This is a genomic window from Mesorhizobium sp. M0633 (assembly GCF_040320645.1).
Taxonomy (GTDB): domain Bacteria; phylum Pseudomonadota; class Alphaproteobacteria; order Rhizobiales; family Rhizobiaceae; genus Mesorhizobium.
The window spans coordinates 122,677-136,767 of the sequence record NZ_JAMYQC010000001.1 but is presented as its reverse complement, the minus strand read 5'-3'; the positions used below and the strand labels follow the sequence as shown (position 1 = coordinate 136,767).

Here is a 14,091-nt window from a genome sequence, read left to right as displayed (position 1 = left end):
CTCCAATGCTCCCACTTGCCTCGCTTTGCCCGCTCCTGTATGAAATCCGCCATGAGCCCGCGCGCCACCTCTTTTGCGTCCCGTCCGACCGGCATTGCCGGCCAGACCGTCCGCGCGCTCGCCTCGACCCTGCTGCTTCTCGGCCTTATCGGCGATCGCCGGGTTCGCTGAAGGAGCGCCCGGCGGTCGAATTGCCGCTCACGCGCACGCTCCTTGGCCAGTCACAAATTGGCACGTCACATCAAGCGAACGAAATTCTGGTAAAGGCGCCGCTCGCCACCAATCTGCCTGAAGCTGGATCCGCGAGCCGCCGGGAGAAAAGACGATGAACGCACGAGAAGATATCCGTCTGAATGTAGAGGAAACCGCCAGGCCCGCGAGGGGCATGCCGGACGCTGCCCGCAAATACCAACCCTATCCGACCGTCGGCCTTGCCGATCGCACCTGGCCTTCGAAAGTGATCGACAAGGCGCCGATCTGGTGCTCGGTCGACCTGCGCGACGGCAACCAGGCGCTGATCGATCCGATGGGCCAGGAACGCAAGGCGCGCATGTTCGCCCTGCTGCTCGACATGGGCTTCAAGGAGATCGAGATCGGCTTTCCGTCGGCCTCGCAGACCGACTTCGATTTCGCCCGCTGGTGCATCGAACAGGGCAACGTGCCCGCCGACGTCTCGCTGCAGGTGCTGGTGCAGTGCCGGCCGGAACTGATCACCCGCACCTTCGAGGCGCTGAAGGGCGCCACCAACCCGATCGTCCATTTCTACAACTCGACCAGCGAATTGCAGCGCCGCGTCGTCTTCGAGAAGGACGTCGCCGGGATCAAGCGCATCGCCACAGATGCGGCCAAGATGATCACCGACATGGCGGCGAAAGCCGGCGGCGGCTACCGTTTCGAATATTCGCCGGAGAGCTTTACCGGCACCGAGCTCGAAGTGGCGCTGGAGATCTGCAACGCCGTCACCGAGATCGTCAAGCCGACGGCGGAAAACAAGCTGATCATCAACCTGCCCTCTACGGTCGAGATGTCGACGCCCAACATCTATGCCGACCGCATCGAATGGATGTGCCGCAACCTCGACGATCGCGAGAACCTGTTGATCTCGTTGCATCCGCACAATGACCGCGGCACCGGCATCGCCACCACCGAACTCGGCCTGATGGCAGGCGCCGACCGCGTCGAAGGCACGCTGTTCGGCAATGGCGAGCGCACCGGCAATGTCGACATCGTCACGCTGGCGCTCAACATGTACACGCAAGGTGTCGATCCCGGGCTCGACTGCTCCGACATCAACCGCATGAAGGACGTCTACGAATACTCCAACCAGCTGAAGATCCCGGAGCGCCACCCTTATGTCGGCGAGCTCGTCTACACCGCCTTTTCCGGCTCGCACCAGGATGCCATCAACAAGGGCATGAAGGCGCTGCGCAAGGCCAACACGCCGCATTGGGAGGTGCCCTATCTGCCGATCGACCCGGCCGATGTCGGCCGCAGCTACGAAGCCATCATCCGCATCAACTCGCAGTCCGGTAAGGGCGGCATCGCCTATGTGCTGCATGCGGATTACGGCCTCAACCTGCCGCGCAACCTGCAGATCGAGTTCAGCCAGGCTATCCAGGCGATCACCGACGCCGAAGGCAAGGAGGTGCCGGTCAAGCGCATCTACGAGCGCTTTCTCGACACCTATGTCGACCAGCCCGGCGCGCGGCTGAAGTTCCTCGACCACCACACCTATCCCGACACCGAGGTCAAGGGCCGGCGCGTGGTCGAAGCGGTGATCCTCGACAAAGGCAAGGAGGTGACCATATCAGGCACCGGCACCGGCCCGATCGACGGCTTCGTCGATGCGCTGTCGCGCCATGTCGGGGTGCCGATGTCGGTGCTGGATTATTCCGAGCATTCCATGCAGCGCGGCTCGAATGCCTCGGCCATTTCCTATGTCGAGATGGAACATCCGGGCGGCAAGCTGTTCGGCGCCGGTATCAACACCAACATCGTCGCCGCCTCGCTAGAAGCCGTGGTTTCGGCCGCCAACCGCATCGTCGGCCGAAAGGGCGGCTAGCCGAGACCGCCAGGCCCGCGCATCAGCCCACCGGAAATTTTATCCGGTGGGTACGCTATCGCACCATAAGCACATGCTTGTAAGGCGCCGCCAGCGCGATATGATCGTACCTCAACCTGTGCCGAATTCGAAGGGATCGACACTTGCAGCATACCACGCCTGCCGCCCCCGCAGTGCGCGAAACGTTGGAGCGATTGCTTGCCAGCGAAACGTTCGGACGATCCGAGCGCGCGCGCAAGCTGCTCCGCTACCTGGTCGAGCGCGAGCAGGCAGGCGAAGCCGACAGGCTCAAGGGCTTCTCCATCGCGATGGACGTGTTCGGCAAGGACGGCGATTTCGACCCGTCGACCGATGCGGTGGTGCGGGTGCAGGCCGGCAGGCTGCGCGAGCTTCTGCAGCAGTATTTCGCCAATGAGGGCGTTGCCGAACCGGTCCGGATCGCCATTCCGCGCGGCGGCTATGTTCCGTCCTACGAACTCAACGCCATTCGCTTGCCGGCGGAGGTGGAGCCCAAGGCAGAAAACAAGCCGGAGCTGGCAACAGAGGAAGCGGCGACGACCGCCCCGCCCGGATCGCTGGAGGACGCCCGCAACCGGGCACATCCGGCTGCATTGCTGAGCGTTCCAGCCGTCGCCCCTGCTGCTCCTTCGCTGCAACGCCATTTGCAGTTCTTCTGGCTGGCGATCGCGCTGGTCATCCTCATGCTGGGTGTGCTGATCCTTCGCCAGGGCAGCGTGGTATTGCTGACCGGCGGCGACACGGCGGTCGAGACCGCGGTGGCGACCGGCAGCATTGCAGCGCCTCCCGTTGAAAACCTCCCCCAGGTCTACATCGCCATCAAGGCCGACAGCGACCTGGCTCGCCGTGTCGCCGCATCGCTGCGCGCCGGCCTCAGCGGCTTCGATACCATCAATTTCATCGGCCGTGATGCCGACAGCCCGCCCGATCCAGTAACCGACGCCGCCAGCTTCGTATTCGATGTCCTGCCCGGGCCGCGTAGCGGCGACATCATGCTCGAGCTGCAAAGCGTGGCGACCGGCCGCGTGCTGCTCTCACGCAACCTGACCGCCGGCGACAGCGCGAACACCGCCATCGAGGACCAGATCTCCGGCATTTTGAGCTCGGCTCTTCCCGCCTCGGGCACGATCTACAACTACATCGAGCAGAGCGGCATCCAGACCGGGCTGACGGCGTGTCTGGTGCTCAACGGCAAATATTATCTCGACCAGAACGCCCAGACGCACGAAGCCGCTTACCGCTGCCTCGAAGATCTTGCCAACCGGGAGGCGAAGTCGTCGCTCGTCTATTCGGAACTCGCTTCCTTGCATCTCGAAGCGGTCACCGACCACTATCCCTATCCCGCCGACGCGACGATCGACAAAGCGATGACGTTTGCCCATCGCGCCATCCAGATGGGCCCGACCAGCCCCTACGCGCACCGCGCCCTTGGTTATCTCAATTCGCGCATGGGCGATTCCGCGGAATCGATCCGCTGGATGCGCAAGGCCTATGAGCTCAATCCCTACGATCTCGCAATGGCCGCCGCCTATGGCTACGGGCTGGTTTTCGCCGGCAGGTACAGCGAGGGCACCCCGATCATCGCTCACGCGGTGGACATCGCCAGCGCCCATCCGACATGGTGGGATTACGGGCTGTTCGCCGGAGAGTTCATGATGGGCGACATGAACAAGGCCACGCTCGCCAGCGACGGCTTGCGAACGACGGAAATGAAATCGCATTATCTGGCGGCGCGGCTGATCGGCGCCAAGGCTGCCGGCCGCGAGAAGCTGGCGAGCAGGCTGCTGCAGGAACTGACCGCCAAATTCCCGAAATTCGCAGCCGATCCGCGCGCAACTTTCGTCGAACGAAGATATCCCGCCGATCTGACCAACCGGCTGGTGGAAGCCCTGCGCGCCGCCGGCCTTGGCGGCGCCAGCTGACGTCTCCCGGCGCGTGCACGACGTCAGGTGATCGCGAAGATTTTACTGGCCATCCGGACGGCCAAAGCGCAATTCAGACACAATTTGAACCGGCCAATCTGATCCCACATAGGTCTGATCCCGCATAGACTGATCTCCACATAAGTCTGACCTCCCGCAAAGACTGATCCTCCCATAAGACCGCCCCGGCATCCTGATTGATTCCGGCACCAAGCCATAAAGTTTGCATGACCCCATCCCTTTACGCTGCCGAACGGGGCACCGGCCCGACAACGATTGCCTTCCTGCATGGTTTCGGTGGCTGCCACGACGACTGGCGCGACGTGGCCGCGTCTCTGGCGCCCGGCGCGCGGACGTTGGCCTATGATCTGCCGGGGCATGGGCTGTCGCTCGATTTTCCGGGCGGCGGTCCGGCCAGGATTGCAGCCAGTGCCGTCCTTGCGGATCTTTCCGCTCGCGGGATAAAGCGGGCTCATCTCGTCGGTCATTCGATGGGCGGCGCCGTGGCCGCCCTGATGGCATTGAGCGAGCCCGAAAGAATGGCGTCGCTGACGCTGCTGGCGCCGGGCGGTTTCGGTCCTGAGATCAATGGTCCGCTGCTGCGTCGCTACGCCGCCGCTGCCGGCACGGATGAAATCCGCGCCTGTCTTGCCGCCATGTCGGGACCGCAAAGCCGGCTGCCGCAGCATAGGGTCGAACTCGTCAACGAGATGCGCCAGCGTCCCGGCCAGTTGCGTACACTTGTCGAGCTCGCAGCCGCCATGACCAGGGATGATCGGCAAGGCGTCATCCCGAACGAGGGGCTTGAAACGCTGAATATGCCAATCATGGTGGTTTGGGGAACCGACGACGCGATGCTGCCCGTCAGCCAAGCGGACGGCGTGCCGAAGCATTTTCATCTGCACCACGTGCTGGAAGCCGGCCATATGCTGGTCGAGGAAGCGCCCGGCCTGATCGTCGAGGCCGTCCGTCGCAATATGCGACGCCGCAGCAGGCGGCTTCGTCGGGGATTCGCCGCTGCGGCGAGCTGATCGGTCTTCGCGCAGGCACGGCGGCGGCGCTGGTGCTCATCCAGCGAACCCTTGCCCACCCATCGATCTCGCAAGTGCAATTTGCCGGCGGCTGTGTTAATTCGGTGTTAACCAAACCCCGCGAGGCAACGCCGATGAAGGACGCAGGCGAGAACATCACCCAGATCGATCAGTCGCGAAAACTGTCCGATGCCATTCGCGACGTCAAGAACGCCTTCGCCGACCGCGACGACGTCGTCGTCGAGATGCGCGAAGCGCATCGCATGCGGCTCGATCTGCTTGCCGCCGAACTCGCGCCGGTCTTCGGCGACGTACCCACCGATATGGACAGTTTCGACTTCGCCGTCTCGTCCGGCCTGCAGCCACGGCTGTGGATCGACGCGATCAGCCATGTCGCCATGGGACGCGACCGCCGCACCTATCGCTTTCTCAAGGACACGCGCATCGGCCGCGTCGTGCTCGCCGAGTCGACCGAGATGAAGGTCGTTGCCGATCAGGTGACGCGCTATGTCGCCGAGCGCGTCGTCGAACGCCAGAGAATGATGGAAGGCGGCATCGAGCAGGCCGTCGCCGGCCTGAAACGCGCCCTGGTGGCGGAGGCTGAGCCGCCGCTGCATGTCCCTGCGCGCAGCAACGGCTGGTCGGCGTTCTTCTCGGGCCTCGGCCTGATCGCCGCCGGCGCCCTGGTCGGCCTGGCGATTTCGCTCGTGTTGTTCTGGGACCGCATCGTTGCAATGAAAATCAGCTTCTAGAGCGGTTCAGCGTTTCACGGAAACGCTGAACCGCACTATCTCTTTGTTTTGACCCAATTCCGGACGGAAAACCGTTTCACACTTTTCCTGGAATTGCTCTAGCCATCGAGGCCTCGGCTTCGACGCCAAGCTCCATTGTCTGCAGGTCGCTGGGCGGCAATGCCGGCCCGGTCAGGCCGCGGCGCGTCAGCCTGATCCGCCACTTGTCCTTTTCACCGTCGATGTCGAGCAGATTGTATTGCGCCGGCGCATGCGAACTGCCGGGCGCCTGCCCGGCGGCGGCGACCCCGACCACCGGGATTTTGGTCTTGCGGGCGCCGATGAAGAAGAGCGACGGCACATGCGAATGGCCGTGCAGCACAAGCTCGGCGCCGTGCCGGTGAAGAACCTTGTGGAAGCGCGAGATGCCGAACAGCCGCTTGTTCTGCGAAACGGCGCCGCGCACCGGCGGGTGGTGGATCATGATCACTCGGAACAGGCCCTGCTTGCCCGTGGCGTCGAGGATGCCGCGCAGCCTTTCCGCCTGGCCTTCCAGAAAGAAGCCGTTGGCCATGAAGGGAGCCGTGGCGCGCGCCGTCGAGACGCCGATCAGCGCAACTTCGCCGCGCACCCGCAGATACGGAAAGGTGTTGCGGTCGACCGGCGTATTGACGCCGTCGCCGGTCATCCACGCCGCCCAGGACCGGCAGGTCTTGTCGAAGGCGCCCGGCACATAGGCGTCATGGTTTCCAGGCACCACCGACACGTCGTTGGGCGAGCCCAGCGTCTCCAGCCAGTGCTTGGCCATCTCGAGCTCACCGTCGAGCGCCAGATTGACCAGGTCACCGGTGATGGTGAGATGGTCCGGCCCGCTGGCCTTCATGTCGGCGACGATCGTGTCGATGACGGCATCGTGCATGTAGCGGCGGCGGTTGCGCTGCCAATTGACGTAACCGACCACGCGCTTGGAGGCGAGATCGCGATAGGTTACATCGGGAAGCGGCCCCAGATGGACATCGGAAATATGCGCGAGCCTGAACATCTTTTCTTCATAGGCGAGGCGCGCGCGGCTTTCCACTCACGGTTTCGCGGACGATGACGACGCCGGATCCGGAGCAAGCCCTGCGTCAGACCGGCTGGCCGGGCTTCAGGGCAAGGCTGTTTCACCTGTACTTCGTACTGCGGCGGCCGATGACGCTCGGCGTGCGCGGCTTGATCCACGACCGCCGCTCCAATTCCGTCTTCCTCATCCGCCACACCTATGTCCCGGGCTGGCACCTTCCGGGCGGTGGCGTCGAGTTGGGCGAGACGATGATCGAGGCGCTGACGCGCGAACTGTTCGAGGAAGGCAACATCGCGCTGACCGGACCGGCGGTGCTGAAATCCCTGCATTTCAACCGCCGCGCCAGCCGCCGCGATCATGTCGGCCTTTATCTGGTCGAAGAGTTCGACCAGCCAGCACCCAAGCTGCCCGACCGCGAGATCGCCGAAGCCGGCTTCTTCCCGCTCGACCGCTTGCCCCAGGGCACGACACCGGCGACGCTGCGGCGGATTGCCGAAGTTTTTGAGGGGAATTCGGCATCGCCTTACTGGTAGATCATCTCTTCAACAGCTTTGGCTGCTTCGGTATAGACCGGCAGCATCCATTGTTCTCAGAGAGATACATGCTGAGCGATGAGGAGAAAAAATGCAACACAGCCAAAACGATAGGTTTAGAATCGCGCTCTATGTATCACTTTACACGGGAATTTATGTGATAGCATTTTCTGTGATAGCCTTAATTTCGACAATAGTTCTTGCGATAGATCCATATATTTTAGCAAAAGTTGGAAGATTCATCCAATTCGCAATACAATTAGTTGCGGCATTCGTGACATATTTCGTTTTTATAAAGCGACATGCTCAGCTTTTTACTCGCACTGAATTCTGGAAAATGGTCGGCTTCTCAACCATGATAGAAATGATTTTGGGAATGGCTGTGCTTCTGCCGTCGGGATTGTTACGCGCAATCCCGCCCCAGATGTCGGTCCTGATCGTCATGATCAGCGGCATCGTTGCGTTCCTGGCAACGTCGCTCGGCTACTCCAATCGATTTGGAAATACCATATTGAAAGCTGAACTCGTTAGAAGGGCAAAGATGGACTCCGAAACCTTCCGCTAGGTCACCGGTCTCACGCCGCCTTCCTGAATCGCGCCCGGTCATGCGGCGCGGCGTAGTCCAGCTCCGGCCCGACCGGCACGATGCGCGTCGGGTTGATCGTCTCGTGGCTGCTGTAATAATGCGACTTGATGTGGTGCAAATTCACCGTGCCGGCGACGCCTGGCACCTGGTAGAGGTCGCGCAGATAATTCGACAGGTTCGGATAGTCGGCGATGCGGCGCAGATTGCACTTGAAATGGCCGACATAGACCGGGTCGAAGCGGACCAGTGTCGTGAACAGCCGCCAGTCCGCCTCGGTGATGCGGCCGCCGACGAGATAGCGCTGCCTTGACAGACGGTCCTCCAGCATGTCGAGCGTCGAGAACAATTCGCCGAACGCCTCCTCGTAGGCCGCCTGCGTGGTGGCGAAGCCGGCACGGTAGACGCCGTTGTTGACCGCGGGATAGACCAGCGCGTTGACCGCATCGATCTCGCCGCGCAACGGTTGCGGATAGAAATCGAGCTTGGCATCGCCCCATTCGTCGAAGGCCGAATTGAGCATGCGGATGATCTCGGCGGATTCGTTGGAAACGATGGTCTGCTCGCGTTTGTCCCACAGCACGGGAACGGTGACCCGGCCCGAATAGCCGGGATCGGCCCTGGTGTAGATCTGGTGCAGGAAATCGAGGCCGTAGAGCGTGTCGCCGGTGGCGCCGTCCTCGGCCAGGAACGTCCAGCCGTCGGCGCCCATGAAATGATGGACGACCGAGATGGAAATCACGTCCTCGAGTTTTTTGAGCACGCGAAAGATCAGCGTCCGATGCGCCCACGGGCAGGCGAGCGAGACATAGAGGTGATAGCGGCCGGGCTCGGCCTTGAAGCCGCGTTTTCGCCCTTCGGCCGGCGCGCCGTCGCGGGTCACCCAGTCGCGCCACTGCGACTGCGCCCGCACGAATTTGCCGCCGCTCTCCCCGCTATCGTACCAGCGGTCCTGCCATTGGCCTTCGACTAGCAATCCCATGCAATATCCTTTCGCGTTCCTGCTCGATGTAGGGCACCAAGCGGCGCCGCGGAAATCCCCGACGCTGAACAGATCGTCAACGGCTGCGTCGTCGAGTGCGGTCGGCTGCGCGGGCCGATTGCGGCGGCTGAAAATTGGTGCTAGCGGACAATCCGCATGTTCGACTTTGCCCTGATCCGGTTCGACCGACGACGAAAGAGCGCCCGCGCTTGATGAAGCGCTGACTGGCGAACGCTGCCGCTTGCAGCAAACCTTTCCTCGCATACCGGAACGCAAAGACCATGAGCCTTGCCGACTTGAAATACCTGGCCGACGTGAAATACCTGCCGGAAACTCCGGCGCATGATCCTGAAATCGAAGCCATCAATGACGAGGCCTTCGGGCCGGGCCGTTTCGTGCTTGCCGCCTACAAGATCCGCCAAGCTGGCCCGCATGAGCGGGCTTTGTCCTTCGTTGCTGTCGATGGCGCAATCGTCGTCGCCTCGGTCCGGATGACGCGCATCGCCGCCGGCGCCGGCCGCGCGCTGATGCTCGGGCCGCTCGCCGTGCGGCCGGCCTTCAAAAATCTCGGCATCGGCCGCCGGCTGGTGGCAATCGCGCTGGAAGCCGCCGCCAAGGCCGGCGCGCCAGCCGTGACGCTGGTCGGCGACGAACCCTACTACGGCCCGCTCGGCTTCAAAAGGCTCCCGCGCGGGCAGATCTCGATGCCGCGTCCGGTCGACCCCGACCGGCTTTTGGCGCACGAGATCGTGCCGGGCGCGGTGGCGAGGCTGGCGGGCGAGGTTTGCCACGCCGACCAGGCAAGGATTGCCGCGCACATCGCCGCGATGGCATGACCGTGCCGGTGCTGTCGCACGGTGGCTTGGCGGCATAGTCTGGGCACGGAGGAGGACGTCGAGATGAACCCGAACGGCCAGATTGCGATCGTCACCGGTGGCGGCTCCGGCCTTGGCGAGGCGGCGGCGCGCGCTCTTGCCGCCGGCGGCGCCAGGGTTGCCGTCCTCGATCTCGGCATCGAGCGTGCGGCGAAGGTAGCGGCTGACATCGGCGGCATCGCCGTCCGATGCAATGTGAGCGACGCCGAGAGCGGTGCCGCCGCAGTCGCGGAAGCGGCAGAGACGCTCGGCGCACCGCGCATCCTGGTCAATTGCGCCGGCATCGTTGTCGGCATGAAGACGATCGGCAAGGACGGACCGCATCCGCTCGATCAATACCGCAAGGTGATCGAGGTCAATCTGATCGGCACCTTCAACATGATCCGCCTGGTCGCCGACCGGACCGCCAGGCTCGAACCGCTGCAGGGCGGCGAGCGCGGCGTCATTATCAACACCGCGTCGGTCGCGGCCTATGACGGCCAGATCGGTCAGGCGGCCTATTCCGCCTCCAAGGCCGGCGTCGTCGGCATGACGCTGCCGGTGGCGCGCGATCTGGCCCGCTCCGGCATTCGCGTCTGCACCATCGCACCCGGCATCTTCAGGACGCCGATGATGGCCGGCATGCCGCCGGAGGTGCAGGATTCGCTCGCTGCCGCGGTGCCCTTCCCTTCCCGTTTGGGCGAGCCTTCGGAATACGCGGCACTTGCCTTGCACATCATCGAGAACCAGATGCTCAACGGCGAGACCATTCGCCTCGACGGCGCCATCCGCATGGCGCCGAAATAAATGCGACGGTGATGCCTTGGACGAACCCAGGAAAGACGTGATCCGCGCGACCGATACCGAGGCGATCAGGCTGGCAAAGACGCTGATCCGCAGCGCCCGTTTCGGCGCGTTGGCAGTGCTCGAACCAGGAACCGGTTCGCCGCTGGCCAGCCGGGTCGGCGTCGCCACAGACATCGACGGCACGCCATTGATCCTGGTATCGATGCTGTCCGCCCATACCGGCGCCATCCTTGCCGACCCGCGCTGCTCGTTGCTCGTCGGCGAACCCGGCAAGGGCGATCCGCTGGCGCATCCGCGATTGACGCTCGTCTGCCGCGCCGTGCGGCTGGAACGCGGCTCGAACGAGCACGCCCGCGCCGAGCGGCGCTACCTCAACCGCAATCCCAAGGCAAAACTCTATGCCGGGCTCGGCGACTTCTCGATCTTCCGGCTCGAACCGGAGCGCGCCAGCCTGAACGGCGGCTTCGGCAAGGCCTATCTGCTCGACCGCACCGATCTGGTCGCGACGGGAGCGATCGTCGAAGAGCTTGCCGCCGGGGAGCAATCGGCGCTCGACCACATGAACGCCGACCATCTCGATGCGATTGCCCTCTACGCAAGTCATTTCGGCGGGGCCGAGAGCGACGGCTGGATCGTCACCGGGTTCGACGCCGACGGGATGGATCTGATATCGGGCGACAATGTCTGTCGGGTTTTCTTCCCCGAGCCGCTGAGAGCGGCGCGCGACCTCAGGCCTGTCCTGATCGACATGGCCAAGGCTGCCCGATCGGCAAAATAATCACAGCCGCACGGTTAATCGGCTTGCATGGAAAGCAAGCCTTGAGATTTGAGCGAAATGTTCTACCTTTGCGAGTGACGCTGAATCGCTGGCGTGCATCTATAGGGAAAGTCTATGGAATCCGACGCTATTGCCCCCATAGCGGCGGATGAGCAAGAAGGCATGGGGGATCTATGGTCTCGAACAAACTAGTCGCCAACGCCGGAACCGCGGCTGCGTTTCTGACGCTGATGGGCAACGAAAAACGTTTGTTGATCATGAGCTATCTGGCCGAGGGCGAGATGTCGGTCGGCGCCATAGCCGAGAAGGTATCGCTCAGCCAATCCGCCCTGTCACAGCATCTGGCCAAGCTCAGGGCTTCCGACCTTGTCGAGACCCGCCGCGACCGGCAAATGATTTATTATTCCTGCAAGTCCGCGGCGGTGCGCGAATTGCTGCACATGCTGGACGGCATTTTCGGCGAAGGTGAACTGTCGCAGATGGCTCACCGGCTGCGTCGCGCCGGGACCTGAGCGGCCGGGCGGAGAATGCCCCGCCAAATCCGCCTTGCTGCCAAGTCCGCTTTGCTGCCAAGTCCGCTTTGCTACTGAACGCGCTCGTCGGCGGCCTGCGCAATCTCGTCCTTGAACTCGACCTTCGTGCCCGGCTGCACCATGGAGGCAAGGTCTTCGGCATCCCAATTGGTCAACCGGATGCAGCCATGCGAAAAGGTGGTGCCGATCTTGCCCGGTTCGGGCGTGCCGTGGATGCCGTAGCTTTCGATGGAGAGATCGATCCAGACCGATCCCACGGGGTTGTTCGGCCCGGCAGCGATGGTGAAGGGCCGCTTGGTCTTGACCCCCTTGAAAGCGAAGTCCGGATCGTAGTGATAGGTAGGGTTGTGCACCACGCGCCTGACCTCCGCCATGCCGCTTGGCGCCGGCTTCTCCTCGCTCCCAATCGAGGCGGGGTAGACCGCCAGCCATTTGCCGGCACGGTCGAGCACACGCACCAGGCGGGCGCCCTTGTCGACCTCGACGACGGCAACGCCGGCGGGAGGGTCGCCCCTGCCGACGTCAGGCACCACCAAGGTCGTGCCGGGCTTCCTGAACCTGGTGCCCGGACTGAGCATTCTCAGCAATTGTTCGCTGACGTGGAAGCGCTCAGCCAACCTCTCCACCGCATTGCGATAGCCGAGCCGCCGCAAGCGGGCCATCCTCTCCAAGCGAGCCGGAATACGCCTGGTGAAAGGTCCGCGCACATCCTTGCGCATCACCTCATAGGTCACCAGCACCGGCTTGGCGGAGGTTGCGATAAGTTTGCTCCAGGTCTGTGGACTGAGCTTGCCATCGGGCGGAAGTCCGTTTGCCACCTGAAACGCGGCGACGGCTTTGGCGAAGTTCTGGGAAAGGCGACCGTCGATGAGGCCCGGCGAGAAGCGGGCGCGATCCAGAAGGATCTGCGCCTTCAGCAGCATCGGATCGACACCCGTCGGTTCGCCGATAGTGAATTGGGCCTGATTGACGGTGGTTGGATCGAGCTTGGCCGCGCGAGCCACGCCGCATGCGAGGGCAAGCGTGGCGGCAAAGACGAGGAGGAGCCTGATCATCGATGTCCTCCCAGGACCGCAGCAGGAGCCCGCCTCTATGACGCGGCATGGCCCTGTGTGGTTCCTTCGCCCATCGAAATTCTGCATTGAAGCGGCTTGGCCGAAGAGCCGTGCCGCGGAAATCAAATATCGCCGTGCCGCCAGGAGGCCAGGCAGGGCGTCTCCGCCCGGCGCCTAGTGATTGGATTTGACCGTTAGAACGGCGTGCATCCATTTGGACGCTGAGATACGGTCTGAACTCCTTCGGATCGGGCATCGTGCCTTCCGAAACCGAATCCCGATTCGCGGCCGACGCATGGTCCGCCGAGGAAGCCATGAATCCGATCCGCATAGACGACCCGCAGGATCCTCGCGTCGCCGCCTATCTCGACATCCGGGAACGCGATCTTGCCGGCCGGCAGGGCCGTTTCGTCGCCGAAGGCAAGGTGGTGCTCGACGCGCTGCTTGCCGCCCGTCGCTTCGAGGCAGAATCGGTGCTGGTGCTCGAGAACCGGCTGGCCGGCCTCGATGACGTCCTGCGCAAGGCGCCTGCCGGGCTTCCGATCTATGTCGCATCCGGCGAAGTCATCGACAGGATTGCCGGATTCCACATGCATCGCGGCATATTGGCGATCGGCCGCAAGGGCGCGGCCGTCTCCGCTGAAGCTTTGCTCGGCGCACTGCCCGCCCGCGCGCTGATCGTGGTGCTGGTCGGCATCGCCAATCATGACAATATCGGCTCAATCTTCCGCAATGCCGCCGCCTTTGGCGCGGATGCCGTGCTTCTCGATCCGACCTGCTGCGATCCGCTGTACCGCAAGGCAATCCGCGTCTCGGTCGGCGCCGCCTTGAAAATTCCCTTCGCCTCCTTTGCCGACGCCGCGGCCTGCACCGCCATGCTCGACCGGCAAGGCTTCAGCCAATTCGCCTTGTCGCCGCGCGGGCAGACCGACATTCGCGATGCCAAGACAAACGAACGGCTGGCGCTCTATCTCGGCACTGAGGGCGAAGGCCTGCCGGAAAGCCTGCTTGCCCGCCTGCAGACGCTGCGGATCGGTATGGCGCAAGGTTTCGACAGCCTGAACGTCGCCGCCGCGTCAGCTATCGCGCTGCATCATTTTTCCGGAGCCTAATTTAGAGCCGGGGCGTCCCGCTCGCGC

Annotated in this window: 14 protein-coding genes; 11 read left to right on the top strand and 3 right to left on the bottom strand. The window is 63.3% G+C overall.

Features of this window, described 5'->3' with window-relative positions:
- Positions 1-325 precede the first annotated feature (325 nt).
- The 4 genes from leuA (at position 326) to NKI47_RS00610 (ending at position 5,785) form a co-directional block, all read left to right on the top strand.
- The gene (gene leuA, locus NKI47_RS00625) at positions 326-2,062 is read left to right on the top strand and encodes a 2-isopropylmalate synthase (RefSeq protein ID WP_352586725.1); all 1,737 of its coding nucleotides are present in this window, start codon (positions 326-328) and stop codon (positions 2,060-2,062) included.
- 143 nt (positions 2,063-2,205) lie between these two features.
- Positions 2,206-4,002 carry a tetratricopeptide repeat protein gene (locus NKI47_RS00620; RefSeq protein WP_352586723.1) on the top strand — a complete coding sequence of 599 codons (1,797 nt, stop codon included), beginning with the start codon at positions 2,206-2,208 and terminating at the stop codon, positions 4,000-4,002.
- A 227-nt stretch (positions 4,003-4,229) separates the two neighbouring features.
- Positions 4,230-5,033: an alpha/beta fold hydrolase gene (locus tag NKI47_RS00615; RefSeq protein ID WP_352586721.1), complete on the top strand. Its 804-nt coding sequence runs from the start codon at positions 4,230-4,232 to the stop codon at positions 5,031-5,033.
- Positions 5,034-5,167: 134 nt separating this feature from the next.
- Positions 5,168-5,785 (top strand): hypothetical protein, encoded by a 618-nt coding sequence (locus NKI47_RS00610; protein WP_352456424.1) that lies wholly within the window; start codon positions 5,168-5,170, stop codon positions 5,783-5,785.
- A 76-nt stretch (positions 5,786-5,861) separates the two neighbouring features.
- Here the strand turns inward: NKI47_RS00610 and NKI47_RS00605 are convergent, their stop codons facing one another.
- Positions 5,862-6,806: a metallophosphoesterase family protein gene (locus tag NKI47_RS00605; protein ID WP_352586933.1), complete on the bottom strand. Its 945-nt coding sequence runs from the start codon at positions 6,804-6,806 to the stop codon at positions 5,862-5,864.
- A gap of 53 nt (positions 6,807-6,859) precedes the next feature.
- Between NKI47_RS00605 and NKI47_RS00600 the strand changes: the two genes are divergently transcribed.
- Positions 6,860-7,360 carry an NUDIX domain-containing protein gene (locus tag NKI47_RS00600; RefSeq protein WP_023679547.1) on the top strand — a complete coding sequence of 167 codons (501 nt, stop codon included), beginning with the start codon at positions 6,860-6,862 and terminating at the stop codon, positions 7,358-7,360.
- Between the two features lie 91 nt (positions 7,361-7,451).
- Entirely contained in the window at positions 7,452-7,925 is a 474-nt protein-coding gene (locus NKI47_RS00595; protein ID WP_352586719.1) for a hypothetical protein, read from the top strand.
- A gap of 10 nt (positions 7,926-7,935) precedes the next feature.
- On the opposite strand, the gene NKI47_RS00590 is transcribed toward NKI47_RS00595, so the two are convergent.
- The gene (locus tag NKI47_RS00590) at positions 7,936-8,925 is read right to left on the bottom strand and encodes a glutathione S-transferase family protein (RefSeq protein WP_352586717.1); all 990 of its coding nucleotides are present in this window, start codon (positions 8,923-8,925) and stop codon (positions 7,936-7,938) included.
- A 281-nt stretch (positions 8,926-9,206) separates the two neighbouring features.
- On the opposite strand from NKI47_RS00590, the gene NKI47_RS00585 reads away from it, so the two are divergent.
- From NKI47_RS00585 to NKI47_RS00570, 4 genes are all read left to right on the top strand, one after another.
- The gene (locus tag NKI47_RS00585) at positions 9,207-9,761 is read left to right on the top strand and encodes a GNAT family N-acetyltransferase (RefSeq protein WP_352586715.1); all 555 of its coding nucleotides are present in this window, start codon (positions 9,207-9,209) and stop codon (positions 9,759-9,761) included.
- A gap of 63 nt (positions 9,762-9,824) precedes the next feature.
- On the top strand, positions 9,825-10,586 hold the full coding sequence (locus tag NKI47_RS00580; RefSeq protein WP_352586713.1) for an SDR family NAD(P)-dependent oxidoreductase: 762 nt from the start codon (positions 9,825-9,827) through the stop codon (positions 10,584-10,586).
- Between the two features lie 16 nt (positions 10,587-10,602).
- The gene (locus NKI47_RS00575) at positions 10,603-11,364 is read left to right on the top strand and encodes a HugZ family pyridoxamine 5'-phosphate oxidase (RefSeq protein WP_352586711.1); all 762 of its coding nucleotides are present in this window, start codon (positions 10,603-10,605) and stop codon (positions 11,362-11,364) included.
- 173 nt (positions 11,365-11,537) lie between these two features.
- Positions 11,538-11,876, top strand: coding sequence for an ArsR/SmtB family transcription factor (locus NKI47_RS00570; protein WP_023679553.1), 339 nt, complete (start codon positions 11,538-11,540; stop codon positions 11,874-11,876).
- Positions 11,877-11,947: 71 nt separating this feature from the next.
- Here the strand turns inward: NKI47_RS00570 and NKI47_RS00565 are convergent, their stop codons facing one another.
- Positions 11,948-12,952: a L,D-transpeptidase family protein gene (locus NKI47_RS00565; RefSeq protein ID WP_352586709.1), complete on the bottom strand. Its 1,005-nt coding sequence runs from the start codon at positions 12,950-12,952 to the stop codon at positions 11,948-11,950.
- 314 nt (positions 12,953-13,266) lie between these two features.
- Between NKI47_RS00565 and NKI47_RS00560 the strand changes: the two genes are divergently transcribed.
- Positions 13,267-14,064: a TrmH family RNA methyltransferase gene (locus NKI47_RS00560; protein WP_023679555.1), complete on the top strand. Its 798-nt coding sequence runs from the start codon at positions 13,267-13,269 to the stop codon at positions 14,062-14,064.
- Positions 14,065-14,091: the final 27 nt, after the last annotated feature.

Coding starts and splice junctions, on each gene's coding strand:
- leuA (WP_352586725.1), top strand. CDS start 326: ATGAACGCACGAGAAGATATCCGTCTGAATGTAGAGGAAACCGCCAGG.
- NKI47_RS00615 (WP_352586721.1), top strand. CDS start 4,230: ATGACCCCATCCCTTTACGCTGCCGAACGGGGCACCGGCCCGACAACG.
- NKI47_RS00610 (WP_352456424.1), top strand. CDS start 5,168: ATGAAGGACGCAGGCGAGAACATCACCCAGATCGATCAGTCGCGAAAA.
- NKI47_RS00605 (WP_352586933.1), bottom strand. CDS start 6,806: ATGTTCAGGCTCGCGCATATTTCCGATGTCCATCTGGGGCCGCTTCCC.
- NKI47_RS00600 (WP_023679547.1), top strand. CDS start 6,860: ATGACGACGCCGGATCCGGAGCAAGCCCTGCGTCAGACCGGCTGGCCG.
- NKI47_RS00595 (WP_352586719.1), top strand. CDS start 7,452: ATGCAACACAGCCAAAACGATAGGTTTAGAATCGCGCTCTATGTATCA.
- NKI47_RS00590 (WP_352586717.1), bottom strand. CDS start 8,925: ATGGGATTGCTAGTCGAAGGCCAATGGCAGGACCGCTGGTACGATAGC.
- NKI47_RS00585 (WP_352586715.1), top strand. CDS start 9,207: ATGAGCCTTGCCGACTTGAAATACCTGGCCGACGTGAAATACCTGCCG.
- NKI47_RS00580 (WP_352586713.1), top strand. CDS start 9,825: ATGAACCCGAACGGCCAGATTGCGATCGTCACCGGTGGCGGCTCCGGC.
- NKI47_RS00570 (WP_023679553.1), top strand. CDS start 11,538: ATGGTCTCGAACAAACTAGTCGCCAACGCCGGAACCGCGGCTGCGTTT.
- NKI47_RS00565 (WP_352586709.1), bottom strand. CDS start 12,952: ATGATCAGGCTCCTCCTCGTCTTTGCCGCCACGCTTGCCCTCGCATGC.
- NKI47_RS00560 (WP_023679555.1), top strand. CDS start 13,267: ATGAATCCGATCCGCATAGACGACCCGCAGGATCCTCGCGTCGCCGCC.